This is a genomic window from Actinoplanes sp. NPDC021490 (genome assembly GCF_055562135.1).
In genome coordinates, this window is record NZ_JBVHFW010000001.1 from 664,328 (window position 1) to 688,938 (window position 24,611).

Annotated in this window: 24 protein-coding genes; 19 read left to right on the top strand and 5 right to left on the bottom strand. The window is 71.3% G+C overall.

The window, feature by feature from the left end; genetic code table 11:
* Positions 1-180: 180 nt before the first annotated feature.
* From ACZ3I4_RS03120 to ACZ3I4_RS03170, 11 genes are all read left to right on the top strand, one after another.
* The gene (locus tag ACZ3I4_RS03120; protein WP_465380159.1) at positions 181-1,635 is read left to right on the top strand and encodes an NAD(P)H-hydrate dehydratase; all 1,455 of its coding nucleotides are present in this window, start codon (positions 181-183) and stop codon (positions 1,633-1,635) included.
* Positions 1,636-1,644: 9 nt separating this feature from the next.
* Entirely contained in the window at positions 1,645-2,763 is a 1,119-nt protein-coding gene (alr, locus tag ACZ3I4_RS03125; protein WP_465380160.1) for an alanine racemase, read from the top strand.
* On the top strand, positions 2,760-3,830 hold the full coding sequence (locus ACZ3I4_RS03130; RefSeq protein ID WP_465380161.1) for an alpha/beta fold hydrolase: 1,071 nt from the start codon (positions 2,760-2,762) through the stop codon (positions 3,828-3,830). The genes alr and ACZ3I4_RS03130 overlap by 4 nt, the downstream gene beginning before the upstream one ends.
* Positions 3,827-4,288: a tRNA (adenosine(37)-N6)-threonylcarbamoyltransferase complex ATPase subunit type 1 TsaE gene (gene tsaE / locus ACZ3I4_RS03135; protein WP_465380162.1), complete on the top strand. Its 462-nt coding sequence runs from the start codon at positions 3,827-3,829 to the stop codon at positions 4,286-4,288. The genes ACZ3I4_RS03130 and tsaE overlap by 4 nt, the downstream gene beginning before the upstream one ends.
* 2 nt (positions 4,289-4,290) lie before the next feature.
* Positions 4,291-4,974 (top strand): uracil-DNA glycosylase, encoded by a 684-nt coding sequence (ung, locus tag ACZ3I4_RS03140; protein ID WP_465380163.1) that lies wholly within the window; start codon positions 4,291-4,293, stop codon positions 4,972-4,974.
* Between the two features lie 10 nt (positions 4,975-4,984).
* On the top strand, positions 4,985-5,890 hold the full coding sequence (gene tsaB, locus ACZ3I4_RS03145; RefSeq protein WP_465380164.1) for a tRNA (adenosine(37)-N6)-threonylcarbamoyltransferase complex dimerization subunit type 1 TsaB: 906 nt from the start codon (positions 4,985-4,987) through the stop codon (positions 5,888-5,890).
* Positions 5,890-6,327 carry a ribosomal protein S18-alanine N-acetyltransferase gene (rimI, locus tag ACZ3I4_RS03150; protein WP_465380165.1) on the top strand — a complete coding sequence of 146 codons (438 nt, stop codon included), beginning with the start codon at positions 5,890-5,892 and terminating at the stop codon, positions 6,325-6,327. Before tsaB ends, rimI begins: the two co-directional genes overlap by 1 nt.
* Positions 6,320-7,372, top strand: coding sequence for a tRNA (adenosine(37)-N6)-threonylcarbamoyltransferase complex transferase subunit TsaD (tsaD, locus tag ACZ3I4_RS03155; RefSeq protein WP_465380166.1), 1,053 nt, complete (start codon positions 6,320-6,322; stop codon positions 7,370-7,372). The genes rimI and tsaD overlap by 8 nt, the downstream gene beginning before the upstream one ends.
* Positions 7,373-7,381: 9 nt before the next feature.
* A complete protein-coding gene (locus ACZ3I4_RS03160) occupies positions 7,382-7,636 on the top strand; it encodes a hypothetical protein (protein WP_465380167.1) in 255 nt (84 codons plus the stop codon).
* Between the two features lie 64 nt (positions 7,637-7,700).
* Entirely contained in the window at positions 7,701-9,392 is a 1,692-nt protein-coding gene (locus ACZ3I4_RS03165) for an ABC transporter ATP-binding protein (RefSeq protein ID WP_465380168.1), read from the top strand.
* Positions 9,389-11,167 (top strand): ABC transporter ATP-binding protein, encoded by a 1,779-nt coding sequence (locus ACZ3I4_RS03170; RefSeq protein ID WP_465380169.1) that lies wholly within the window; start codon positions 9,389-9,391, stop codon positions 11,165-11,167. The genes ACZ3I4_RS03165 and ACZ3I4_RS03170 overlap by 4 nt, the downstream gene beginning before the upstream one ends.
* A gap of 196 nt (positions 11,168-11,363) precedes the next feature.
* On the opposite strand, the gene ACZ3I4_RS03175 is transcribed toward ACZ3I4_RS03170, so the two are convergent.
* The 3 genes from ACZ3I4_RS03175 to groES form a co-directional block, all read right to left on the bottom strand.
* Positions 11,364-11,660, bottom strand: a complete 297-nt coding sequence (locus ACZ3I4_RS03175; protein WP_465380170.1) for a DUF1707 SHOCT-like domain-containing protein — start codon at positions 11,658-11,660, stop codon at positions 11,364-11,366.
* A gap of 98 nt (positions 11,661-11,758) precedes the next feature.
* A complete protein-coding gene (gene groL, locus ACZ3I4_RS03180) occupies positions 11,759-13,408 on the bottom strand; it encodes a chaperonin GroEL (protein ID WP_465380171.1) in 1,650 nt (549 codons plus the stop codon).
* 71 nt (positions 13,409-13,479) lie between these two features.
* Positions 13,480-13,794, bottom strand: a complete 315-nt coding sequence (gene groES / locus ACZ3I4_RS03185) for a co-chaperone GroES (protein WP_106131245.1) — start codon at positions 13,792-13,794, stop codon at positions 13,480-13,482.
* 226 nt (positions 13,795-14,020) lie between these two features.
* Here groES and ACZ3I4_RS03190 point away from each other — a divergent pair, with 226 nt between their 5' ends.
* The 7 genes from ACZ3I4_RS03190 to ACZ3I4_RS03220 all read left to right on the top strand — a co-directional run bounded on the left by ACZ3I4_RS03190 (position 14,021) and on the right by ACZ3I4_RS03220 (position 22,425).
* Positions 14,021-15,190, top strand: coding sequence for a class I SAM-dependent methyltransferase (locus ACZ3I4_RS03190; RefSeq protein WP_465380172.1), 1,170 nt, complete (start codon positions 14,021-14,023; stop codon positions 15,188-15,190).
* A 21-nt stretch (positions 15,191-15,211) separates the two neighbouring features.
* Positions 15,212-15,697, top strand: coding sequence for a Cys-tRNA(Pro) deacylase (ybaK, locus tag ACZ3I4_RS03195; protein ID WP_465380173.1), 486 nt, complete (start codon positions 15,212-15,214; stop codon positions 15,695-15,697).
* 385 nt (positions 15,698-16,082) lie between these two features.
* The gene (locus ACZ3I4_RS03200) at positions 16,083-17,189 is read left to right on the top strand and encodes a sugar ABC transporter substrate-binding protein (RefSeq protein ID WP_465380174.1); all 1,107 of its coding nucleotides are present in this window, start codon (positions 16,083-16,085) and stop codon (positions 17,187-17,189) included.
* A gap of 165 nt (positions 17,190-17,354) precedes the next feature.
* Entirely contained in the window at positions 17,355-18,170 is an 816-nt protein-coding gene (locus tag ACZ3I4_RS03205; RefSeq protein ID WP_465380175.1) for an ATP-binding cassette domain-containing protein, read from the top strand.
* Positions 18,167-19,423 carry a sugar ABC transporter permease gene (locus tag ACZ3I4_RS03210; RefSeq protein ID WP_465380176.1) on the top strand — a complete coding sequence of 419 codons (1,257 nt, stop codon included), beginning with the start codon at positions 18,167-18,169 and terminating at the stop codon, positions 19,421-19,423. Before ACZ3I4_RS03205 ends, ACZ3I4_RS03210 begins: the two co-directional genes overlap by 4 nt.
* A 34-nt stretch (positions 19,424-19,457) precedes the next feature.
* Positions 19,458-20,636, top strand: coding sequence for an ROK family transcriptional regulator (locus ACZ3I4_RS03215; protein ID WP_465380177.1), 1,179 nt, complete (start codon positions 19,458-19,460; stop codon positions 20,634-20,636).
* A gap of 250 nt (positions 20,637-20,886) precedes the next feature.
* Entirely contained in the window at positions 20,887-22,425 is a 1,539-nt protein-coding gene (locus ACZ3I4_RS03220; RefSeq protein ID WP_465380452.1) for a molybdopterin-dependent oxidoreductase, read from the top strand.
* Between the two features lie 169 nt (positions 22,426-22,594).
* On the opposite strand, the gene ACZ3I4_RS03225 is transcribed toward ACZ3I4_RS03220, so the two are convergent.
* Entirely contained in the window at positions 22,595-22,984 is a 390-nt protein-coding gene (locus ACZ3I4_RS03225; protein WP_203782312.1) for a WhiB family transcriptional regulator, read from the bottom strand.
* A 231-nt stretch (positions 22,985-23,215) separates the two neighbouring features.
* On the opposite strand from ACZ3I4_RS03225, the gene ACZ3I4_RS03230 reads away from it, so the two are divergent.
* Positions 23,216-24,067 carry a response regulator transcription factor gene (locus tag ACZ3I4_RS03230; protein WP_465380178.1) on the top strand — a complete coding sequence of 284 codons (852 nt, stop codon included), beginning with the start codon at positions 23,216-23,218 and terminating at the stop codon, positions 24,065-24,067.
* Positions 24,068-24,110: 43 nt separating this feature from the next.
* Here ACZ3I4_RS03230 and ACZ3I4_RS03235 read toward each other — a convergent pair whose 3' ends face one another.
* Entirely contained in the window at positions 24,111-24,512 is a 402-nt protein-coding gene (locus tag ACZ3I4_RS03235) for a DUF5319 domain-containing protein (RefSeq protein ID WP_465380179.1), read from the bottom strand.
* Between the last annotated feature and the right edge of the window lie 99 nt (positions 24,513-24,611).

Consider the following 24,611-nt stretch of genomic DNA (forward strand, 5'->3'; position numbering starts at 1 on the left):
GCGCCGGGCAACGGTGGAGAGCGCCGGGCAACGGTGGGGAGCGCCGGGCAACGGTGGGGAGCGCCGGGCAACGGTGGGTGGAGAGCTGGCATGGTCCTGATCAGACTTGAGCAGGCGCGGCGAGAAAATGTCGCAGCGATGCGCTAGAACCGTCGGCAACACGAGATGGCTGGAGGATCGATGCGGCAGGCATGGCGGGTGGCGGATGTGCGCGCGGCCGAGCAGAAGCTGATGGCGACGCTGCCCGAGGGCACGCTGATGCAGCGGGCCGCGGCCGGGCTGGCCAGGCGTTGCGCGCTGCTGCTGGAGGACGCGGGCGGCGTCTACGGCGCGCGCGTGGTGCTGCTGGTGGGCAGCGGCGACAACGGGGGCGACGCGCTCTATGCCGGCGCCACCCTGGCCCGGCGGGGCGCCCAGGTGCGCGCGCTGCTCATGCGGCCCGAGCGGGTCCACCTGGCCGGGCTGCGGGCCCTGCGCGCGGCGGGCGGCTTCACCGTCGGTGAGTTGCCCGACCGGGCCGATCTGGTGCTCGACGGCATCGTCGGCATCGGGGCCAGCGGCGGCCTGCGCGCGGCGGCGGCCGAGGTGGTCGAGCGGGCCGGCAAGTTGCGCGGGCGTTCCGGGGCTCGCGCCGTGATGGTGGCGGTCGACGTGCCGAGCGGCGTGGCCGTCGACACCGGTGACGTGCCCGGCGCCGCCGTCACGGCCGACGTCACGGTGACTTTCGGCTGCCTGAAGCCCGCTCACGTGATCGGCCCGGCCGCGGTGCGCTGCGGCCAGGTCGAGCTGGTCGACATCGGTCTCGGGCCGGTGCGGCGGTCCGACCCCGCGGTCTGCGTGCCCGACTCCGAGGACGTCGCCTCGTGGTGGCCGCATCCCGGTCCCACCTCCGACAAATACACGCGTGGCGTGGTCGGCATCGCCACCGGCTCGGCGACCTATCCGGGGGCCGCCCTGCTCGGCGTGAGCGGCGCCCTGGCCGGCCCGACCGGCATGGTGCGCTATGCGGGCAGCGCCCATGAGGAGGTCGTGCGCGCGCACCCCTCGGTCGTGGCCGTGCCCCGGGTCGCCGACGCCGGGCGGGTGCAGGCCTGGGTGTGCGGCTCGGGGCTGGGCACCGGCAACGAGGCCCGCACGACGCTGCGCAGCGTGCTGGCCACCGCGTTGCCCGTGGTGCTCGACGCCGACGCGCTGACCTTGCTGATCGACGGCAAGCACGCCACGGACCTGCGCCGTGACGCCCCGGTGGTGGTCACCCCGCACGACGGCGAGTTCAAGCGGCTGGCCGGCGAGGCGCCCGGCCACGACCGGGCCGGCGCGGCGCTCAAGCTGGCCGCGTGGATGAACGCGGTGGTGCTGCTGAAGGGCGACCGGACGATCGTGGCCACCCCGGGCGGCGAGGTGTGGGCCAATCCGACGGGCTCGTCCGCGCTGGCCACGGCGGGCAGCGGCGACGTGCTGGCCGGGCTGCTGGGTTCGCTGCTGGCCGGTGGCGTGCCGGCCGAGCGGGCCGCGGCCGCGGCGGCGTACGCGCATGGGCTGGCCGGTCGCCGGGCCGCCGGGGAGGGCCCGGTCACCGCGCCCGACATAGCCTCCGCTCTGCGTCACACCGTCCGTGATCTGACCGGTCAGTAGGCTGGAATCATGTGGCAGGCCGAGGTCCGGATCGATCTGGACGCCATCCGGGACAACGTCGCGTTGCTGCGCGCCAGGACGACCGCCGAGGTGATGGCCGTCGTCAAGGGCGACGGCTACGGGCACGGCATGCTGCCCTCCGCGCGGGCCGCGCTCGCCGGCGGGGCGACCTGGCTGGGCGTGGCGACTCTCGACGAGGGGCTGGCGTTGCGCCGAGCCGGCTTCGAGGTGCCCGTGCTGGCCTGGCTGCACTCGCCCGGGTTGCCGCTGCACGAGGGCGTGGAAGCCGGCATCGACCTCAGCGCGGGCAGCCTCGAGCTGCTCGGCGAGCTGGTGACGGCGGTCCGGCGGGCCGAGCGCACGGCCCGGGTCCATCTCAAGCTCGACACCGGCCTGTCCCGCGGTGGCGCGACCCCGGCCGAGTGGCCGGCGCTGCTCGAGGCGGCGGCCAAGGCGCAGGCCGACGGCGACATCGACGTGGTCGGCGTCTGGAGCCACTTCATCTCCGCGGACGCGCCCGGTCACGAGACCATCGACCACCAGCTGGCCGTCTTCGCCGAGGGGCTGGCGACCGCCGAGCGCTCCGGCATCACCCCGCGCTACCGGCACATCGCGAACTCGGCGGCCACGCTGACCCGGCCCGACGCGCATTACGACCTCGTACGCCCGGGGATCGCGGTCTATGGCCTGTCGCCGGTCGCGGGGGAGTCGTACGGGCTGCGCCCGGCCATGACGGCGCGGGCCCGGGTCGCGCTGACCAAGCGGGTGCCGGCCGGTCAGGGCGTCTCCTACGGCCACACCTATTTCACCGAGCGCGAGACCACCCTGGCCCTGGTGCCGCTGGGCTATGCGGACGGCGTGCCCCGGGCGGCGTCCAACGCGGGGCCGGTCCAGCTCGGCGGCAAACGGCGTACGGTGGCCGGCCGTGTCTGCATGGATCAGATCGTCCTCGACGTCGGCGACGACCCGGTGGTCGCGGGCGACGTGGCGACGCTGTTCGGGCCGGGCGACGACGGCGGGCCGACGGCCGACGACTGGGCCGAGGTGGCCGGCACGATCAACTACGAGATCGTCACCCGGTTCGGCAGCACCCGGGTGCCCCGGGTCTATCAGGGAGGTGCGGAGTGAGCCCGGCCGGCAAGCGGGCCAAACAGGTCGGTCTGGCCGGCGCGGCCGTCGGTGTGCTGGCCGCGGGCCTGGCCACCGCCTTCGCCGTCGAGCGGGTGCTGGTGCGGCGCTCGATCAGCGCGCCCGGCGACCCGCACATGGACGAGCCGTTCGGCGACCAGCCCTTCGACCGCGAGATGACCGTCACCGCGGCCGACGGCACCGAGCTGCACGTTGAGATCGTCGAACCGAGGGTGGAGGGCGACCGGCCCACCATCGTCTTCGTGCACGGCTTCGCGCTCGACATGGGCACGTTCTATTTCCAGCGCAAGGCCCTCGCCGAGCGCGGCGACCACCGTCTCGTCTTCTACGACCAGCCCGGTCACGGCCGGTCGAGCCGGCTCAAGTCCGGGGAGTACGACATCGCCGCGCTGGGCAAATCGCTGGCCGCGGTGCTCGACCGCACCTGCCCCGAGGGCCACATCATCCTGGTCGGACACTCGATGGGCGGCATGACGATCATGGCGTTCGCCGAGCAGTACCCGGAGTGGTTCGGCCGGCGGGTCACCGGCGTCGTGCTGATGTCCACGTCGGCCGGTCTGATCGACAAGACCAAGCTGGGCCTTCCGTCGCTGGTGGCCCGGGCCAGCGCGCCGTTCTTCCCGCTCTGGGGCAAGGCGGCCCACCTGGGCGGCACCTCGATCGACCGGGCCCGGATGGTGTCCTCCGATCTGGCCTGGCTGCTCACCCGGCGGTACGGCTTCGGTGAGCCCAAGCCGAGTCCGTCGTTGGTCACGTTCGTGGAGACCATGAACTCCAAGACCTCGGCCGAGACGCTGACCAAATATCTGCGCACGCTGTACACGCACAACCGTTTCCCGGCGCTGTCGGCCCTGCGCGGCACGCCCGTGCTGGTGATCGTCGGCACGCGGGACTATCTGACGCCGGTGACCCATTCCGAGGAGATCCTGCGGCACCTGCCCGAGGCCGAGCTCGTAAAGATCGATAACAGTGGACATGTCGTGATGCTGGAGAAGGCCGACGAAGTCAACGCCGCGCTGCTGCCGTTCCTGGACAAGATCTCGTGAAGCTGACCACCGTGGAGGACACCCGTGCGTTCGGGCGGCGGCTGGCGTCGATCCTGCGCGCCGGTGATCTGCTGCTGCTGACCGGGCCGCTCGGCGCCGGCAAGACGGCGCTCGTGCAGGGCATCGGGGCCGGGCTCGGCGTGACCGACGCGATCACGTCGCCGACGTTCGTGATCGCCCGCGTCCACCGGGGACGGATTTCGCTGGTGCACGCGGACGCGTACCGGCTGGGTGACAGCCCCGACCCGCGGGCCGAGATCGACGACCTCGACCTGGACGCCTCGGCCGACGACGCGGTCACCGTCGTGGAGTGGGGCGCGGGCATGGTCGAGCAGCTCAACGACGAATATCTGCGGGTGCGGCTCGACCGCCTGGACGACGACACCCGGGTGGCCGAGCTGATCCCGCACGGCGGAGACTGGGCCGCACGCATCGCGAACCTGCAGACCGAGGAGTGATCTTGAACCTGGCGGAGTTGCTGCCGGCCGAATGGCGAGCCGAGCTCGCCGGCTTTCTCGACGAGAAGGCCACGGCCGCGCTGGGCGAGTTCGTGGCGTCGGAATACGCGGCGCACACGATCTATCCGCCGATCGAGGACCTCTTCTCGGCGTACCGGCTGTGCCTGCCCGAGCAGACCCGGGTGCTGATCCTGGGGCAGGATCCTTATCACGGTCCCGGTCAGGCTCACGGGCTCAGCTTCAGCGTGCGGGAGGGCGTGAAGATCCCGCCGTCGCTGCGCAACGTGTTCAAGGAGCTCGCCGAGGACGTCGGGGTCGCCCCGCCCGCCGCCGGCGATCTCACCGGCTGGGCGCAACAGGGCGTGCTCCTGCTCAACGCGGTGCTGACGGTGCGCGCGGGAGCGGCTGCCTCGCACGGGGGCAAGGGCTGGGAGGCGTTCACCGATGCCACGATCCGGGCGCTGAACGCTCGCGACGACCGGGTGGTGTTCCTGCTCTGGGGCGGTTACGCGCGCAAGAAGGCGGCGCTGATCACCAACCCGGCCCACATCGTGCTCGAGGCCGGGCACCCGAGCCCGCTCAACCGTGAGGGCTTCCGCGGCGCCCGCCCGTTCAGCGCGGCCAACAAGGCCTTGGCCGACGGCGGGCGCCCGGTCATCAACTGGGATCCGCGCACCGCGGGTTAGGGTCGGGAACGTGCTGGTACTGGCTCTGGACACCGCGACCCCCGCCTCGACCGCCGCGCTGGTCGAGGTGACCGCCGACGGCCTTCGTGGCCTGGCCGAGCGGCGCACCGTCGACCCTCGCGCGCACGGGGAGAAACTGGCCCCCGCGATCGAGGCCACGCTGGCCGAATCGGGGGTGCGGCCGCGCGACCTGGGGGCGATCGTGGCCGGGCTCGGGCCCGGTCCGTTCACCGGCCTGCGGGTCGGGCTGGCCACGGCGGCGAGCATGGCCCAGGCGCTCGGCATCCCGACGTACGGGGTGTGCTCGCTCGACGGCCTCGGCCGGGCGGCCGGACCGGGCCGGGTGCTGATCGCGACCGACGCCCGCCGGCGCGAGGTCTACTTCGCGACCTACCTTGACGGCGTACGCGTCCTCGGTCCCGACGTCGCCCGTCCGGGTGATGTGGCCGCGGCGCTGGTCCGCGCCGGCACCCCGGCCCGCAGCCGCGCCCGCAACAGCGCCGCCACTGACGCGGCCGCCCTGGCCGAATCCGAGACGATCGAGGCGGCCATGTCGCTGGTCGGCGCGGACGCCGCCCGGGTCGCGGCCGCGCTCGCCCGGGCCGAGGCGGCGAACCTGATCGGTCAGGCCACCGCCCGCGACGACGGCGCCGACCTGACCGGCCGGCTGTCCGAGGCGTCCGCGCCCGGCGTCGACGGCCTGGTCGACCGGGCCGCGGGCGAGGGCGCTCTGAAGTACGGCGACCTCTTCGCCGTGCCGGTCGAGGAGCACCTGCTCTATCCGCCCGGCGCCGCCCTGGTCGCCCTGGCCGCCGAGCGCATCCGCGCGGGGGCGCCATCGGAAATCCTGACGCCGCTCTATCTGCGCCGGCCCGACGCCGTCGAGCCCGCCGGCCGCAAACCGGTGCTGACCTGATGCGGATCGAGCGTTTCCGCTGGTGGCACATCGCCGAGGTGGTCCCGATGGAGGCGGACCTGTTCGGCGACGAGAAGTGGACGCCGGCGATGTTCTGGAACGAGCTGGCGCAGCGCAACTTCTACGTCGTCGCGCTCGAGGGCGAAGACGAGGTTCTCGGGTACGGCGGACTCGCAGCCACCCAGGACGAGGCGTGGGTGCAGAACATCGCCGTACGCCGGTCGGTCCAGCGGCGGGGCACCGGGCGCCGGCTGCTCGAGGCGCTGCTCGACGAGGCCCACCGGCTGGAGATCAAGCAGACCCTGCTCGAGGTCGCGGTCGACAACGAGCCCGCACAGCGCCTCTACGCCACGTACGATTTCGAGCCCGTCGGCCTCCGTCGCGGCTACTACCAACCGAGCAACACGGACGCCCTGGTGATGATGCGCAATGGCTGACGAGCCCCTGGTTCTCGGGATCGAGACCTCCTGCGACGAGACCGGCATCGGCATCGTCCGGGGCCACACCCTGCTGGCCGACGCGCTGGCGTCGAGTGTGGACCAGCACGCCCGGTTCGGCGGGGTGGTGCCCGAGGTGGCCAGCCGGGCCCACCTCGAGGCGCTGGTGCCGACCATGCAGCGCGCGCTCGACGAGGCCGGGGTCACCCTGGCCGACCTCGACGCGATCGCCGTGACCAGCGGACCCGGTCTGGCCGGGGCACTGCTCGTGGGCGTGGCGGCGGCCAAGGGTTACGCCCTGGCCGCGGAAAAGCCGATCTACGGCGTCAACCACCTGGCGGCGCATGTGGCCGTCGACACCCTCGAGCACGGACCGCTGCCCGAACCGGCGATCGCGATGCTCGTCTCGGGTGGACACTCCTCGTTGCTGCTGGTCGACGATCTCACCAACGGGGTCACGCCGCTGGGCGCCACGATCGACGACGCCGCCGGCGAGGCCTTCGACAAGGTGGCGCGCCTGCTGGGGCTCGGCTTCCCCGGGGGACCGATCATCGACCGTACGGCTCAGGAAGGCGACCGGGCGTCGATCGCGTTCCCCCGCGGGCTCACCGCGCCCAAGGATCTCGCCGCCCACCGGTTCGACTTCTCGTTCTCCGGGCTCAAGACGGCCGTGGCCCGATGGGTCGAGGCCCGCGAACGCGACGGCGAGCCGGTGCCGATCGCCGACGTCTCGGCCTCGTTCCAGGAGGCTGTCTGCGATGTGCTCACCGCCAAGGCGATCGAGGCCTGCCGTACGAACGGCGTCCGCACCCTGGTGATCGGCGGCGGAGTGGCGGCCAACTCGCGGCTGCGGGTGCTGGCCGGCGAGCGGGCGGCCAAGCACGGCATCGAGGTGCGCGTGCCCCGGCCCGCGCTGTGCACCGACAACGGCGCCATGGTGGCGGCGCTCGGCTCGCGGCTCGTCGCGGCCGGCGTGGCGCCCAGTCGTCTCGATCTGCCTGCAGACTCGGCGATGCCATTGACCGCGGTCAGCGTGGCGGGGTAGGAAGCCAGCATGATCGCGCGGATGTGGGAGATACGCGCCTCGCTCAGCGGCTTCGACGAGCTGCTGACCTGGGTGTGTGATGTGGCCGTGCCGCACATCGAGGTGTTGCCGCAGCACATGTCGAGCGACGTGTTTTCGTCCACCGACAACCGCATCGTGGTCATCTCGAAGTGGCGGCACAGCCCGGAAACTCTGCCCGCGCCGCCGCCCCACCTGATCGCCCGGGCCGCCCACGTGTGGGACTTCACACCCGTCGACCGCTAGCTGTCGCCGCGGCCCGAAAACGCGTCGCAAACTGTCGTACCCCGGCCGTAACGTCGGATCCGCGATGAAGAACCTCCCCGACGCCGACCCCGGCCCACCCGATGACCGTTCCCCCGTCCGCTATCTGCGCTGGCTGGTCCGGCAATACTGGCGATCGGTGTACGCGGCGATCGCGCTCGCGGTCCTCTGGATGCTCTGCCAGGCGTTCGTCCCCGCGATCGTCGGCAAGGCGATCGACGCGGCCACCGACGGCGACCGCCGGGGCCTGCTCACCTGGAGCCTGGTGCTGCTCGCGGCCGGCATCGGCCAGGCCGCCTTCGGGGTCGGCCGGCACCGGTTCGCGGTCGTCAACTTCCTGGGCGGCATGTTCACGACGGTCCAGGTCACGGTGCGCCACGCCGCCCGGCTGGGCTCGGCGCTGTCCCGGCGGCTCGACACCGGCGAGGTCGTCGCGATCGGCACGTCCGACATCCGCCAGATCGGCTCGGCGATCGACATCACCGCCCGGGGCACCGGCTCGCTCCTGGCCGTCGTCACCGTGACGATCATCCTGCTCACCACTTCGGTGCCGCTCGGCCTGGTCGTCGTGCTCGGGGTGCCGCTGCTGATGGCGATCGTCGGGCTGCTCATCCGTCCGCTGCACCGCCGCCAGCAGGCCTCCCGCGAGCAGCAGGGCCTGCTCACCGGGCGTGCGGCCGATCTGGTGGGCGGCCTGCGCGTGCTGCGGGGTGTCGGCGGCGAGGCGGTGATGGGCGAGCGCTACCGCGAGGAGTCGCAGGTGCTGCGCGCGGCCGGGGTGCGGACGGCGCGGGTCGAGTCGCTGCTCGAGGCGGCCCAGGTGCTGCTGCCGGGCGTCTTCCTGGTGCTGGTCACGTGGCTGGGCGCCCGGTTCGCGCTGGACGGGCAGATCACCGTGGGCCAGCTGGTCTCCTTCTACGCCTACGCGGCCTTCCTGGTCACGCCGTTGCGGCAGCTCACCGAGGCGATCGACAAACTGACCCGCGGCCACGTCTCGGCCCGGCGGGTGGTGTCGATGTTGCGCTCGCGGACCGATCTGCCCGACCCGGCGACCCCCGTAGAGCCCGCGCGGTTCCGCGGCCCGCTGACCGACCCGGCGTCCGGCGTGCAGATCCTTCCCGGGCGGGCGACGGCGATCGTCGCCACCGTGCCCGCCGAGGCCGCCGCGATCGCCGACCGGCTCGGCCGCTACGCCGACGGCGCGATGATCGACGGCGTTCCGCTCGGCGCGTTCGAGCTGGCCACCGTGCGCGAGCGGATCCTCGTCGCCGACAACGACGCCCGGCTGTTCACCGGCCCGATGCGCGCCGACCTCGATCCTCATGGCGACGGCGGGCTGTCCGAGGCGCTGCGCACGGCGGCCGCCACCGACATCGTCGAGGCGCTGCCCGACGGCCTCGACAGCGAGGTCGCCGAGCGCGGCCGCACCTTCTCGGGTGGCCAGCAGCAACGGTTGCGCCTGGTGCGCGCGCTGGTCGCCGACCCCGGCACGCTGATTCTGGTCGAGCCGACCAGCGCGGTCGACGCGCACACCGAGGCCCGCATCGCCGACCGTCTGGTGGCCGCCCGCGCCGGTCGCACCACGGTGATCTGCACGTCCAGCCCGCTCGTGCTCGACCGCGCCGACCGGGTGATCTTCGTCGACCAGGGCCGGGTCGTGGCGTCCGGCACCCACCGCGGCCTGCTCGATGACGAGCCTCGTTACGCCCGCACGGTGCTGCGAGAGGAGGAGGCGTGAGCAATCTGCTTCCGGTCGCCGGCCCGGCCCAAGTCCGGCGATACGCCCGTGAGCTGCTGCGACGCTATCCGCGAGCGCTCGGCCTGACTGTCGGGCTGCATGTGCTGGCCGCCGTCGCCGGGCTCGTCGGCCCCCGGCTGCTCGGTGACCTGGTCGAGGCGATCCGGCACGGCGAGGGCGTCGGCGTGGTCGACCGCCTGGCCGCGACGATCGCCGGGTTCGTCGTGCTGCAGGCGGTCCTGGTCCGGTTCGCCTATTTCGCCTCGGCCCGGCTGGGCGAACAGGTGCTGGCCCGGCTCCGCGAGGAGTTCGTCGAGCGGGTGCTCGCGCTGCCGCTCTCCACCGTGGAGCGGGCCGGCTCCGGAGACCTTCTCACCCGTACGACCCGGGACGTCGACGCGCTGTCGAGGTGTGTGCGGCTCGCGGTGCCCGAGACGATGATCGCGCTGATCACGGTGGCGCTGGTGGTCGGCGCTCTGGTCCTGACCGGGCCGCTGCTCGCGTTGCCGCTGCTCGTCGCCGTTCCGATCATCGTGGCCGGCACCCGGTGGTATCTGCGCCGGGCCCCCGCGGGATATCTGCGTCAGAACGCGGTCTACTCCACGGTGACCGACGGCCTGGCCGAGACGGTCGAGGGCGCCCGCACGGTCGACGCGCTGCGCCGCGAGCAGCAGCGGATCGATCGCTCCGACGCCGACCTGCACCGGTCGTGGATCGCCGAGAAATACACCCTCTTCCTCCGTACGGTGTGGTTCCCGGTCATCGAGGTGAGCTATGTGCTTCCGGTCGTGGCCACGCTGCTCGTGGGCGGCTGGCTCTATCTGCACGGCGCGGTGTCGCTCGGGCAGCTGACGGCCGCGGTGATCTATGTGCAGTTGTTGATCGACCCGCTCGACCGGCTGCTCGGCTGGCTCGACGAGGTGCAGATCGGGGCGGCCTCGCTGGCCCGGCTGCTCGGCGTGGCGGCGGGCGACGAGGCCCCCGTGAGCGCCGGCGGCGAGCCCGACGGGTCCCGTATCGAGATCCGCGACCTGCGGTTCTCCTATGTGGCCGGGCGCGAGGTGCTGCACGGCCTCGACCTGACTCTCGAACCGGGCGAGCGGCTGGCCGTGGTCGGCCCGTCCGGCGCGGGCAAGTCGACGCTGGGCCGGTTGCTGGCCGGCGTGCACGAGCCGACCGGCGGTTCGATCACCGTGGGCGGGGTGCCGCTGCACGACCTGCCGCTCCATCGGCTGCGCAGCGAGGTGGCACTGGTCACGCAGGAGCATCACGTGTTCATCGGCACGGTCCGCGACAACATCGCGATGGTGCGCCCGGGTGCGGCCGAGGACGAGGTGCGGTCGGCGCTGGCCGCGGTGCACGCGCTGGAGTGGGCGCTGGCGTTGCCGGCGGGGCTCGGGACGGTGGTCGGGTCGGGCGGTCATCCGCTGACCTCGGCGCAGGCGCAGCAGCTGGCCCTGGCCCGGTTGGTGCTGGCCGACCCGCACACGCTGGTGCTCGACGAGGCGACTTCGCTGCTCGACCCGCGGGCGGCCCGCGATCTCGAACGCTCGCTGGCCGCGGTGCTGCACGGGCGCACGGTCGTGGCGATCGCGCACCGGTTGTTCTCGGCCCACGACGCCGACCGGGTCGCCGTCGTCGAGGACGGGCGGATCACTGAGCTGGGCTCGCACGACGAGCTGGTGGCGGCGAACGGCCCGTACGCGGCGTTGTGGCGCTCGTGGCACGGCGAGCGCGTCCCCGGCCCGAACGAGCCGGCGTCAGCGTCGCGCTGACGCCAAGTGCGCTCGGTACAGCCGGGCGCTGAGCCGAGCCGGGCTCGGTACGGCCGGGCGTTGAGCCGCGCTCGGGTAGGGCGGCCCGTTGAGCCGCGCTCGGGTAGGGCGGCCCGTTGAGCCGCGCTCGGGTAGGGCGGCCCGCTGAGCCGCGCTCGGGTAGGGCGGCCCGCTGAGCCGCGCTCGGCGGCGTGGGTCAGGCGCGGATCAGGGCGATGAAGAAGCCGAGCAGCACGAGCGTGGCCGCGGCCACGGCGAAGAGGATGAGCAGGTCGCGGCTCGGCTCCTCGGCCGTGGTGGCGGCGGCGCCGGCCGGCTGGGCGTCGGCCGGCAGGTCGTTGACCACGGCGGCCAGCTCGTTGAGGGTGCGGGCGCCGTGGGCGAGCTTGGCCCGCTCGGCGAACTCGTCCAGCGTGAGGCGTCCCGCGCCGGCGTGCCGCTCGAGGTCGGCCACCGTGCGCTCACGATCTTTGTCGGAAGCCCGGATTTCCACGGCCGCACTCTACCGCCGCCGCGCGACTCCGGGCACGGGCCCGGATGCGGAAAGGGCGCGCCCCCTGCGGGGCGCGCCCTTTCTGATGAGCTGTCGGCTCAGAAGCCGGGGCCGTGCTGGTGGCCGTGGCCACCGTGGCTGTGGCCGTGGCCGCCGGCGTCGGCGGGCTCCGGCTCGGCCGGCTTGTCGACCACGAGGCTTTCCGTGGTCAGCAGCAGACCGGCGATCGAGACGGCGTTGGAGACCGCGCTGCGGGTCACCTTCACCGGGTCGATGATGCCGGCCGCGGCCAGGTCGACGTACTCGTCGGTGGCCGCGTTGAGGCCGTGGCCCCAGCCGAGCTCGGCGACCTTGCCCACCACGACGTAGCCGTCGTGGCCGGCGTTCTGCGCGATCCAGCGCAGCGGCTCCACCAGCGCCTTGCGGACGATGGAGACACCGATCGCTTCCTCACCGGTGAGGCCCAGACCGCCGTCGAGCTCCGTGGCCACCTGGGCCAGGGCAGCGCCGCCGCCGGGGACGGTGCCTTCCTCGACCGCGGCCTTGGTCGCCGCGATGGCGTCCTCGATGCGGTGCTTGCGCTCCTTCATCTCGACCTCGGTCGCGGCGCCGACCTTGATCACCGCGATGCCGCCGGACAGCTTGGCCAGCCGCTCCTGCAGCTTCTCGCGGTCCCAGTCGGAGTCGGAGGCCTCGATCTCCTTGCGGATCTGCGAGACCCGGTCGGTGACCTCGGAGGACTGACCGCCGCCGTCGACGACCGTGGTGTTCTCCTTGTCGACCACGATGCGCCGGGCGGTGCCCAGCATGTCGAGGGTGACCTGGTCGAGCTTGTAGCCCAGCTCGGGGGCGACCAGCTCGCCACCGGTGGCGATCGCCAAGTCCTGCAGCATCGCCTTGCGGCGGTCGCCGAAGCCGGGCGCCTTGACGGCGGCCACCTTCAGCGTCTTGCGCAGCGCGTTGACCACCAGCGTGGACAGGGCCTGGCCCTCGACGTCCTCCGCGATGATCAGCAGCGGCTTGCCGGACTGCAGAACCTTTTCCAGAAGCGGGAGCATCTCTTCGATGCTGGAGATCTTCTGGGTCGTGATCAGGATGTGCGCGTCCTCGAGGACGGCCTCCTGCGACTCGGCGTCGGTCACGAAGTTCGGCGAGATGAAGCCCTTGTCGAACTGCAGACCCTCGGTGACCTCGAGCTCGGTCGCCATGGCCGAGCCCTCCTCGACGGTGATGACACCGTCGCGGCCGACCCGGTCCATCGCCTCGGCGATCAGCTCGCCGATCGTGGCGTCCTGGGCCGAGATGGTGGCCACGTTCGCGATCGCCTTGTGATCGGCGACCTCGACCGCCTTGGCCAGCAGAGCCTTGGACACGACCTCGGAGGCCTGGTCCATGCCGCGCTTGAGACCGATCGGGTTGGCGCCCGCGGTCACGTTGCGCAGGCCCTCACGCACCAGCGCCTGGGCCAGCACGGTGGCGGTGGTGGTCCCGTCGCCGGCGACGTCGTTGGTCTTGGTCGCCACCTCCTTGACCAGCTGCGCACCGAGATTCTGGTACGGGTCGGTGAGCTCGATCTCCTTGGCGATGGTGACGCCGTCGTTGGTGATCGTGGGCGCGCCGAACTTCTTGTCCAGAACGACGTTGCGGCCGCGCGGGCCGAGGGTGACCTTGACCGTGTCGGCGAGCGAGTTGACGCCGTGCTCGAGCAGGTGCCGGGCGTCGTCAGAGAAGCTGAGAATCTTCGCCATATATGGTCCCTTCACGCACCAACGCCCTGGCCCGTCAGTAACGAGCCAGGGCGGTCAGCACTGTCAGTAGGTCACTTCTCGATGACCGCGAGGACGTCGCGGGCGGAGAGCACCAGGTACTCCTCGCCGGCGTACTTGACCTCGGTGCCGCCGTACTTCGAGTAGAGGACCGTCTCGCCGACCTGGACGTCAACCGGGATGCGGTTGCCCTTGTCGTCGATCCGGCCGGGGCCCACAGCGAGGACGGTGCCCTCCTGCGGCTTCTCCTTGGCGGTGTCGGGGATCACGATGCCCGACGCCGTGGTCGTCTCAGCCTCGTTCGCCTGGACCACGATGCGGTCCTCGAGCGGCTTGATCGCAACCTTGGTCGCGGTAGTCACGGGCATACCCTCCTGGGTACAGGTTTGCCGGCCGGATTCTGGCCGGACTGATGCCTCATGCCACCGGGCGGGGCCGTCGTCGCGGGTGCCGGTCCGCCTGGTGCCAAGCCACAGGCCCGGATGGGCTTGCGGCTGGCACCCTCATGTTGAGAGTGCTAATCGGAGATTAGGCCGGAACTAGCACTCCGTCAACCAGAGTGCCAACGCGCGTTGTGCCGGGGAGAATGCCTGCGTGACTGCCGACCCGACCACCTCATTGTGTACGCCCGAAGGGGTGAATGCCCTGGCCCTGGCGGGTGGGACAGCCGCCGGCGACCCGCTCGCCGCCGCCTCGGCGCTGCGCTCGGCCGGGGTGCCACCCGCCCTGGCCGCGGCCGCGCTGACGCAGGTCGATCTGCGGCGCCGGGCGACCTCGAAGTTCGGCCCGGACGCGGAGTCGATGTTCTTCACCCGGGCCGGTCTCGAGCAGGCGACCCGGGCGGTGGTGGCCAACCGGCGGGCGGCCCGGCTCGCCGCGGCCGGGGTGCGGACACTGGCCGATCTCGGCTGCGGGCTCGGTTCCGACGCGATCGCCGCGGCCCGGGCCGGCATCGAGGTGTACGCGGTCGACGCCGATCCGGTCACCGCCGGGTTCGCCGCGGCCAACGTCGAGGCGCTCGGGCTGGGCGACCGGATCCGGGTGGAGTGCGCGGACGCGACGACCGTACGGGTGGAGGACTTCGCAGCCGTCTTTGCCGACCCGGCCCGCCGCCGGGCCGGTCGGGGCCGCGTGTTCGACCCCGCTTCCTACTCGCCGCCGTGGGACTTCGTCGCCGGTCTGGCCACGCGCGTCCCTCGTACGGTGCTCAAGCTCGCCCCCGGGATCGATCACGCGTTGCTGCCGCCGGGCGCCGAGGGGGAGTGGGTCAGCGTCGGCGGAGACCTGGTCGAGGCCGCGTTCTGGTGCGGTCCGCTGGCCGGGGTGCCGCGCCGCGCGAGCTTGCTGCCCGGGGAAAGCGAACTGACCGGCAGCGGGGAGGCGAGGGCGCCGGTCGGCGGCGTGGGGGCGTACGTCTACGACCCCGACCCGGCCGTGGTGCGGTCGCATCTGGTGGCCGAGTTCGCCACGACCGTGAACGGCCGCCTGGCCGACCCCGACATCGCGTACGTCTACACCGACGAGCCGCACGAGACCCCGTACGGGCGAAGGCTCGAAATCACCGACGTGCTGGGGTTCTCGCTGAAACGGCTGCGCGCGCTGCTGCGGGAGCGTGGCGTGGGCCGGTTGGAGATCCGCAAGCGCGGCTCGGCGCTGGAACCGGATCAACTGCGACGCGACCTCAGGCTGTCCGGGCCCGAGGCGGCCTCGATGGTGCTGACCCGGGTGGCCGGCGCGCCGACCGTGCTCCTCTGCCGGCCGTGAAGCGGGAGTAGCGTGCGCGCCATGGCTAAGAAGGCCGCGGCCGGCACCCCGGCCACCGCGCTGCTCACCGCCCACAAGGTCGAGCACACCCTGCACCCGTACGACGTCTCGCCCGACTCGCCGAACTACGGCGCTCTCGTGGCCGAGGCGCTGGGGATCGGGGCCGAGCGGGTCTTCAAGACGCTGATCGCGGACGTCGACGGCGACCTCGTGGTCGGCGTGGTGCCGGTGACCGGTGACCTCGATCTGAAGGCGCTCGCGCAGGCGGCCAGGGGCAAACGGGCAAACCTTGCCGATCGCGCGGCTGCCGAACGCAGCAGTGGATACGTGCGCGGGGGCATCAGCCCGCTCGGGCAGCGCAAGAAACTGCCGACCGTGGTCGACGACTCGGCCCTCGAACTCGACCGGATGTACGTCTCGGCGGGGCGTCGGGGGCTCCAGGCCGGCCTCGCGCCGGCCGATCTCATCCGCCTCACGGAAGCGGTTACGGCGACAATTCGGACATAAGGTCGGATTCGTCCGAGTGGCTGCAAGCCGTTACGACAACGTTACGCGCCGCGGGGATCTTTCTCCCGAGAATGGTGCAGACCGGGCGCTGACCTGACTTAGCGTCACATCGTGAGTCACGTCAGCGATCGACCAGAGGCCATCGGCACGCCCCCGCCAGGTTCGTACGCCCTCTATCACTGCCGTGTTGCCGGATTGTTATGGCGGGTTACGAGATCGGCGGGCGGCACCGCTTGTGTATCCGGTCGCAACAGGAATACGTTGCCGGACACAACAAACTAGCTCCTGATCACTTTGATCTCTCGGCGTCTCGGGGAGCGACACTCCCGCAGCGCACACCATCGAATCCGATGAAGACCCGGATTTACCCGAAAGGAAACAAGGAATGCGTAAGGGACTGTTCGCCCTTGCCGCGGTCGGCCTGCTGGCCACCGGCAGCCTTGCCGCTTGCGGCGACGACAGCGGCTCGGACACCGGCAGCGGCAGCGGCGACTCGGCCGCTGCGGGCAAGGTCGGCGTCATCCTGCCTGACACCAAGAGCTCGCAGCGGTGGGGCACCGACGACCCGAAGTTCTTGAAGGAAGCGTTCGACGCGGCCGGCGTTCAGGTTGACATCCAGAACGCGCAGGGCGACAAGGCGGCGTTCCAGACCATCGCCGACGGCATGATCTCGAGCGGCGTCAAGGTCCTCATGATCGTCAACCTCGACTCCGGCACCGGTAAGGCCGTCCTCGAGAAGGCCAAGAAGGCCGGTATCGCGACGATCGACTACGACCGCCTGACCCTGAGCGGCGGCGCCGACTACTACGTGTCGTTCGACAACGTGAAGGTCGGCAAGCTCCAGGGCGAGGGCCTGGTCAAGTGCCTCGAGGACAAGAAGGTCACCAAGCCGGTCGTCGCCGAGCTCAACGGCTCCCCGACCGACAACAACGCCACCCTGTTCGCTGAGGGCTACGACGGCGTCCTGAACCCGAAGTACGCCGACGGCACCTTCCTCAAGGGCCCGAACCAGGACGTTCCGGACTGGGACAACGCTCAGGCCGGCACGATCTTCGAGCAGATGCTGACCTCGAACAAGAACATCAAGGGCGTTCTCGCGGCGAACGACGGTCTCGGCAACGCGGCCATCTCGGTGCTGAAGAAGAACAAGCTCAACGGCCAGGTCCCGGTCACCGGCCAGGACGCCACCGTTCAGGGCCTGCAGAACATCCTCGCCGGCGACCAGTGCATGACGGTCTACAAGGCGATCAAGAAGGAGGCCAGCGCGGCCTCCGAGCTGGCGATCGCGCTGGCCAAGCAGCAGAAGCCGACCACGGCCACCGGCACCACCAAGGACCCGGAGTCGGGCGACGAGGTTCCGTCGGTGCTGCTCGACCCGCAGTCGATCACCAAGGAGAACGTCAAGGACGTCATCGCGGACGGCTTCGTCACCAAGGACGCGGTCTGCACCGCCGACTTCGCGAAGTTCTGCACCGAAGCGGGAATCAGCTGAGAATCCTCAACTGATGACGGGCTAGACCCGAATTGACGACGGCGCCGCTCATCCCCTGGTCAACGGGGGCGTGGGCGGCGCCGGAATTGGGTTACCCCCCATCCTGCCGCCCCTGGCCGTGCGCCGCGGGCGGCAAACCCGGTCACTCAGCGAAGGAGAACCACTGTGGCCGCGACACCCCTCCTGGAACTCAGCGGGATCAACAAAGGCTTCGGTCCTGTTCAAGTCCTGCACGACGTCGGCCTGAGCGTCTACCCCGGCGAGGTCACCGCGCTCGTCGGCGACAACGGCGCCGGCAAGTCGACGCTCGTCAAGTGCATCAGTGGCATCTATCAGATCGACTCCGGCACGGTGACCTTCGAAGGTAACCAGGTCGCGATCCACAGCCCGGCGGATGCGGCGGCGCTGGGCATCGAGGTCGTCTATCAGGACCTGGCACTGTGCGACAACCTGGACGTAGTCCAGAACATGTTCCTCGGACGCGAGAAGAAGCGCGGCATCGTGCTCGACGAGCCGACCATGGAACAGATGGCCGGCGACGCCCTCGCCAGCCTCTCGGTGCGCACCTTGAAGTCGCTGCGACAGCTCGTCGCCAGCCTTTCCGGTGGGCAGCGACAGACCGTGGCGATCGCCAAGGCCGTGCTGTGGAACTCGAAGATCGTGATCCTGGACGAGCCGACCGCCGCCCTCGGCGTCGCGCAGACCGCCCAGGTGCTCGAGCTCGTCCGCCGTCTGGCCGACAACGGTCTCGGCGTCGTGCTGATCTCGCACAACATGAACGACGTGTTCGCGGTCTCCGACCGGATCGCGGCGCTCTACCTCGGCCGGATGGCGGCCCAGGTCAAGACCACCGATGTGACCCACTCCCAGGTGGTGGAGCTCATCACCGGCGGCCGCAGCGGCAACATCGGCCTGCCTCCCGAGAAGCCGGCTGACTTCGGCGGGGACGTCGTCGACATCACGCCGGGAGGCGACAAGTGAGCACCACCACGACCACCACGGCCGGCGGCGTCAAGGTCATCAAGCCGACCGTCGGCAGCTACATCAACGATTACTGGGGCCGGGTGCGCGGCGGCGACCTCGGTGCCCTGCCGGCCATCCTCGGCCTCATCGTCCTGAGCCTGATCTTCTCGATCGCCCGGGACACGTTCGTCAGCGGCCTCAACTTCGCGAACCTGTTCAACCAGGGCGCCCAGGTCGTGTTCATCGCGATGGGCCTGGTCTTCGTCCTGCTGCTGGGCGAGATCGACCTCTCCGCCGGCTTCGCCAGTGGCGTGTGCGGCGCGGTCGTCGCGATCCTGCTGACCAACCACGGCTGGGAGTGGTACACCGCCATCCCCGCCGCCCTGGTCACCGGCCTGGTGATCGGTTTCGTCCTCGGCTTCCTGGTCGCGAAGATCGGCATCCCGTCGTTCGTCGTCACGCTGGCCGCGTTCCTGGGCTTCCAGGGCCTGCTGCTCGTGCTCCTCGGCGGCGGCACCAACATCTCCACCCGCAACGAGTTCTTCAACTCGCTGAACAACGACAACCTGTCGGTGACGTGGAGCTGGATCCTGGCCATCGGCGCGGTCGTCGGCTACGCCGCCGTGCAGTTCAACCAGGTGCGCAGCCGGGCCAAGCGTGGCCTGGTCACCGACCCGATGGGCATCGTGCTGATGCGCGTCGGCGGTCTCGCCGTGCTGCTGCTGGTGGCGACCGCGATCCTGACCCAGGAGCGCGCGATCAACCCGGCGATCAACTCGCTCAAGGGCGTCCCGATCGTCGTCCCGATCATCGGCTTCTTCCTGGTGCTGTGGACCTTCGTGCTCGGCCGCACCAGCTACGGCCGGCACGTCTACGCCGTCGGTGGCAACACCGAGGCCGCCCGCCGCGCCGGCATCCCCGTCGACCGGATCCGCATCTCGGTCTTCGTGATCGGCTCGTTCATGGCCGCGATCGGCGGCATCATGGCCGTCAGCCGGGCCAGCTCGGTCGACCCGAACACCGGTGGCAGCAACATCCTGCTGTACTCGGTGGGCGCGGCCGTCATCGGTGGCACCAGCCTCTTCGGCGGTAAGGGCAAGATCATCAACGCCGTCATCGGTGGCGCGGTTATCGCCGTCATCGACAACGGCATGGGCCTGATGGGCTTCAGCTCCGGCACCAAGTTCATCGTGACCGGTCTGATCCTGCTGGTCGCCGCGAGCGTCGACGCCCTGGCCCGGCGCAGAGCGGCCGCAACCGGCAACCGATGAAAGAGATCCGCCTGGAACCGGGGACGGCACGCTGATGCGGGCCGGCCCCAGCCAGGAGGAGGTGCGCCGGCACAATCTCGGAACGTTGCTCCGGTACGTACACGTACACGGGGCGACGTCCCGGGCCGAACTCACCAACCGGCTCGGCCTGAACCGAAGCACCATCGGGGCCCTGACCGCCGATCTGACCACCGCAGGGCTGGTCAGCGAGGCGGCACCACGAGAGACCGGCCGGGCCGGGCGACCGTCGCTGGTCGTCCGGCCCGAGTCGTCCCGGGTGTACGCGTACGCCCTGAGCATCGAGGTGGACCGCCTGCGGGCGGCCCGCGTCGGGCTGGGCGGGCGCATCCTGGACCGCCGCGAGACCGGCCGGCCACGCGGCATGCAGGTGCTCGACGCGGTGCAGCCGCTGACGGAGTTCGTCGACGAGATGCGTGCCGGCGTGCCCGACGACACCCGCTGCGTCGGCACCGGCGTGGCGGTCGCGGGGCTGGTGCGACGGGCCGACGGCATGGTCCGGCTGGCCCCCACCATCGGCTGGGTCGAGGAGCCGGTCGGCGCCGCGCTGCGCACCGAGCTCGGCGAGCTGGGCCAGCTGACACTGGGCAACCACGCCGACGTGTCGGCCCTGGTCGAACACAGCCGGGGCGCGGCGGCGGGCTGCGACAACGTCATCTACCTGTACGGCGACGTCGGGGTGGGCGCCGGGATCATCGTCGGTGGCCGGCGCGTGGCCGGTCACGGCGGTTACGGCGGCGAGGTCGGCCACATGGTGGTCAACCCGTACGGACGTGAGTGCAGTTGCGGCTCCCGCGGTTGCTGGGAGACCGAGATCGGCGAGTACGCGCTGCTCAAGCACGCCGGGCGCACGCCCGACAGCGGACGCGAGGCGGTGCTGGGCGTGGTCGACGCGGCCATGCGCGGCGACAGCCAGGCCCAGTTCGCCGTCCGTCAGGTCGGCGAGTGGATCGGCTTCGGCGTCGGCAACCTGGTGAACATCTTCAACCCCGAGGCCGTGATCTTCGGCGGCACCCTGCGCGACGTGTACCTGGTGGCGGCGGCCCAGATCCGCAGCCGTCTGAACGCGATAGCCCTGCCCGCGTGCCGGGAGAACATCCGGTTGCGCACCCCCGAGCTCGGCAACGACGCGGCCCTGATCGGCGCGGCCGAACTGGCCTTCGAACACCTCCTCGAAGACCCTTTGATCACCTGATTCTGGTAAGCCGTTCCGCCGCGCGGGACGGCTTACCTTTTGCCCCCCGGGCCGCCGCATCTTAGGAATTTGTGACGTCGGGGCCCGAGGCATCGTCGTTCGGGCCGCGGCGGAGCAGGATTGGGGCGTGAAGCTTTCGGTGGGGGCCGGTCTGGCCGGGGTCGCGGCGGCCGCGGTGGCGGTGGGGGCGGCCGAAGTGGTGGCCGTGCTGACCGGGCCGCTCTCGGCGCCTTTGCCGGCGGTCGGCGGGGTGGTTGTCGACAACGTGCCCGCGCCGGTCAAGGACTTCGGCATCCGAGTCTTCGGCGTGCACGACAAGACGGCCCTGATCGTGGGGACCTCGGTGCTGTTGGCGGTCTATGCCTACGGCCTCGGTGTGGTCGCTCTGCGGTCCTGGCGGCTCGCGGTGGCCGGGATCGGGTTGTTCGCGGTGGTCGGTGTCACGGCCGCCATGACCCGGCACGACGCCGGGGTGTTCGCCTGGCTGCCCACCGTGGCGGGAGCGGGGCTGGCCGTCCTGACCCTGCGGCTGCTGCTGGAACGGGCGGGAGTGCCGGCCACGGCGGCGCGGAGTGGTGAGCCGGTCGCTGCGGCGGTCGGGGTGGGGGCTGAGCGCGGCGTGCGAACGGGCCGCGGCGCGACCACCGGGAACATCCCGCAGCGGGCGGACGGCCCGGACCACGACGGTGCTGCAACCGACGGGCCGGGGGCTGGTCACGACTCGTACGGGAAAGGTCGTCGGGGTTTCCTGCAAGGTCTGGGGATCGCGGCGGGCGTGGCGGTCGTGTCGGGGCTGGCCGGGCGCTGGCTGACTTCCCGGCAGGCGGTGACCGCGGCGCGCAGCGAGGTCGTGCTGCCGGTGGCGCGGCAGACCCCGCCGCCGGTGCCCGCCGGTGTGCAGGTGGCCGGGGTGACGCCGTACGTGTCGCCCAACAAGGACTTCTATCGGATCGACACGGCTCTCATCCCGCCGCAGGTCGACCCGGCGACGTGGCAGCTTCGCATCCACGGGATGGTGCGCAACCCGATCACGATCACCTGGGAGCAGCTGCTGCAGCGGCCGATGATCGAGCGGTACGTGACGCTGGCCTGCGTCTCCAACGAGGTGGGCGGCGATCTGATCGGCAACGCGCTGTGGCTGGGCACGCCGATCCGCGAGCTGCTCGACGAGGCGGGACCGCTGCCGGGCGCCGATCAGGTGATCCAGCGGTCGGCGGACGGCTGGACCTGCGGCAGCCCGACCTCGGTGCTGATGGACGGTCGTGATGCGCTGCTCGCGGTCGGCATGAACGGGGAGCCGCTGCCGGTCAAGCACGGTTTTCCCGTACGCATGGTGGTGCCGGGCCTGTACGGCTACGTGAGCGCCTGCAAGTGGATCACCGAGATCGAGCTCAGCCGGTTCGCCGACTTCGACGCCTACTGGGTGCCGCGGGGCTGGTCGGCGCAGGGCCCGATCAAGACCGAGTCGCGGATCGACACGCCTCGCGACGGGGGCAAGCCGACGGCCGGCACGGTGGTGGTCGGCGGGGTGGCCTGGGCGCAGCACCGGGGGATCAAGAAGGTCGAGGTGCAGGTGGACGACGGAGCCTGGGAAGAGGCGACGCTCGCCGCCACTGTGTCGAGCGACACCTGGCGCCAGTGGAGCTGGTCATGGCCGGCCACCGCGGGGAAGCACTCACTCCGGGTCCGGGCCACCGACGGCCAGGGGGTCACGCAGACCAGCACTCCGGCTTCGCCCGCGCCCGACGGGGCTTCGGGGTGGCATCAGATCGGGGTCACCGTCGAGTGAGTGTGCCGGTTACTTGAAGGCCGCACTTGCCGTCCGTTGTGATTACGCAAGTCGCTCATACGGTGGGTTGCATGTCCACCGATGCGGTTGATGAAGAGCCGTCGAACAACGCGACCCGGCCCCCGACGGGGGACCGGATCGTCATGGTGATGCCGGGCGACCGGCGTCGTCAGGCCGCGGGCGCCTGTCGCTGCGCGGGAACGGCCGACTTGTGGGGCCGGCCCAGCCGGGCCTCCAGGCGAGCAAGGTCGACACGTCCGTGATGACGGTCGGCGAGGTCCTCCCAGCCGACGGCGAGCAGCCGCAGCCGCTCCGCTTCGCTGAAGCCTCCCCAGACCCCGTACGGCTCTCGCACCGCGAGGGCGTGGGCGGCGCACTCGGCCCGAACGGGGCACGCGCCGCACATGCTCTTGGCTTTGGCTTCCCGGCGGTTGCGGGACGAACCGCGCTCACCGTCCGGGTGGAAGAACTGGGCACTGTCCCGTCCACGGCACAGGCCGAGTCGCTGCCAGTCCCACAGGTCGGCGATGGGCCCGGGCAGTCTGCGAACGTTCGACATGAAAAACCCTCCTCCCGCGCGGCACCGCGGAGTGTCGTCATGAGGGCCCTTGCTCAGGCCTGCCGCGGTGGTACCCCGGTGATCCCCGACTCACACGCAACATGTCGATGTCTTCTGAAGCCGCATGACACCGGGCTAGCTACTGATACCGATCTTTCCCATTTTTTCCATCTAAAGCGCGTAATGCTGCGGCCCTCGCGTGATCTCCTCTGAGAGAGAAGGAGGATCACTGTGCGTACCGTCCTCGTGTGCGTCCGTACCCCGCTGGCGGCCCAGACCGTCGCGTCCACCGCGGCCCGGCTCGGCATGACCGGCGTCGTCCGGACCGCGGTCAGCGAGACCGAGGCCATGATCCGCCTGGCTGAACGGCCGGCTGAAGTGGTCCTGGCTGACACCGCCGTGACTCGTCCCGACAGCGTCGGTTTCACTCGGCGCGTCCTTGCCCGTGCGCCGCAGGCGCAGGTGGTGCTCTTCGGCGCCGAAGACCCGCGGGTGGCCGCGGCGGCCGTCGCCGCCGGTGCCCGTGGTGTCATCCGCGGCGTCGAGCACGACCTGGTCAGCGTCGTGGCCAAGGCGCTGCTCCTGCTGCTCCTCCCGGTGCGCCCGCAGGGCATGCCGATCAACGGGGCGAATGCCCAGCCCGCCGCTGTCGCCGGCGGGGCCCGGAACAACAACTCGACCGCGGCCCGCGCGGCCTATCAGAACGGCCTGGCCATGGGGTCGCCGAACGCCGCGGCCGTGCCGGCCGTGCTCGGTCCCAACGCGCCGATGGTTCCCTCGCAGCGTGGCGACGCCCCGATCGACCCGGCCACCGGCCGGCCGATGGTGGCCTGGCCGGGCAACGAGACCCAGGTCGGGGTGGCTGACCCGGCGCCCGCGGGCCGGCGGCTCACGCTCACCGAGCGCGAGCTGCAGGTGCTGCGGGGGATGGCCGACGGCAAGAGCAACGCCGAGATCGGCCGGGAGCTCTTCGTCTCGGAGGACACGGTCAAGACCCATGCCCGGCGGCTCTTCCGGAAGCTGGGCGCCCGTGACCGAGCACACGCGGTAGCAGCCGGCTTCCGGGCCGGCCTGGTGGCGTAACGACAGAAAGGGGGCCCGCGGGCCCCCTTTCTGTTTGGTTGTTCTATTCCTTCTCTTCCTCGTTGCCCTCGGTCAGCGTGTCGTGCACGCCGTCGGCGTAGCCGCGCGCGTACTCCCACGTGACGTAGTGATCGGGATCCGGGTCGTACGCCGGCTCGTGCACCCGCGGGCGTCCGCTGCTGAGCAGATGCCGCAGGTTGCCGCGGAGCAGATCCCAGTCGAAATAGTGGGGCTCGTGGCAGTCCTCACACTCGATGACCAGGCCACGGATGCCGGTCGGGCTCAGAAGCGCCTGATAGATCTCCAGGTCCGAGAGATCCTCGAGGACGTCTTGCCGTTCGGCGTCGGTCAGCGGCTCGGCCTCGGCGTCGTCGCTGAGGTCGTCGAGTCCGGCGGCCGGGTCTGTGGGGTCGCCGTTGAACGGGTCGATCGGCTCTTCTTGCACCCCCTTACCGTACTCACCCCGGGCGGATGTGTGCTGGCCCGCACGTCCTGTCCGTCCCGCGGGGGCGCCGAAGGCGGATGGGTACGATGAACCATCCGT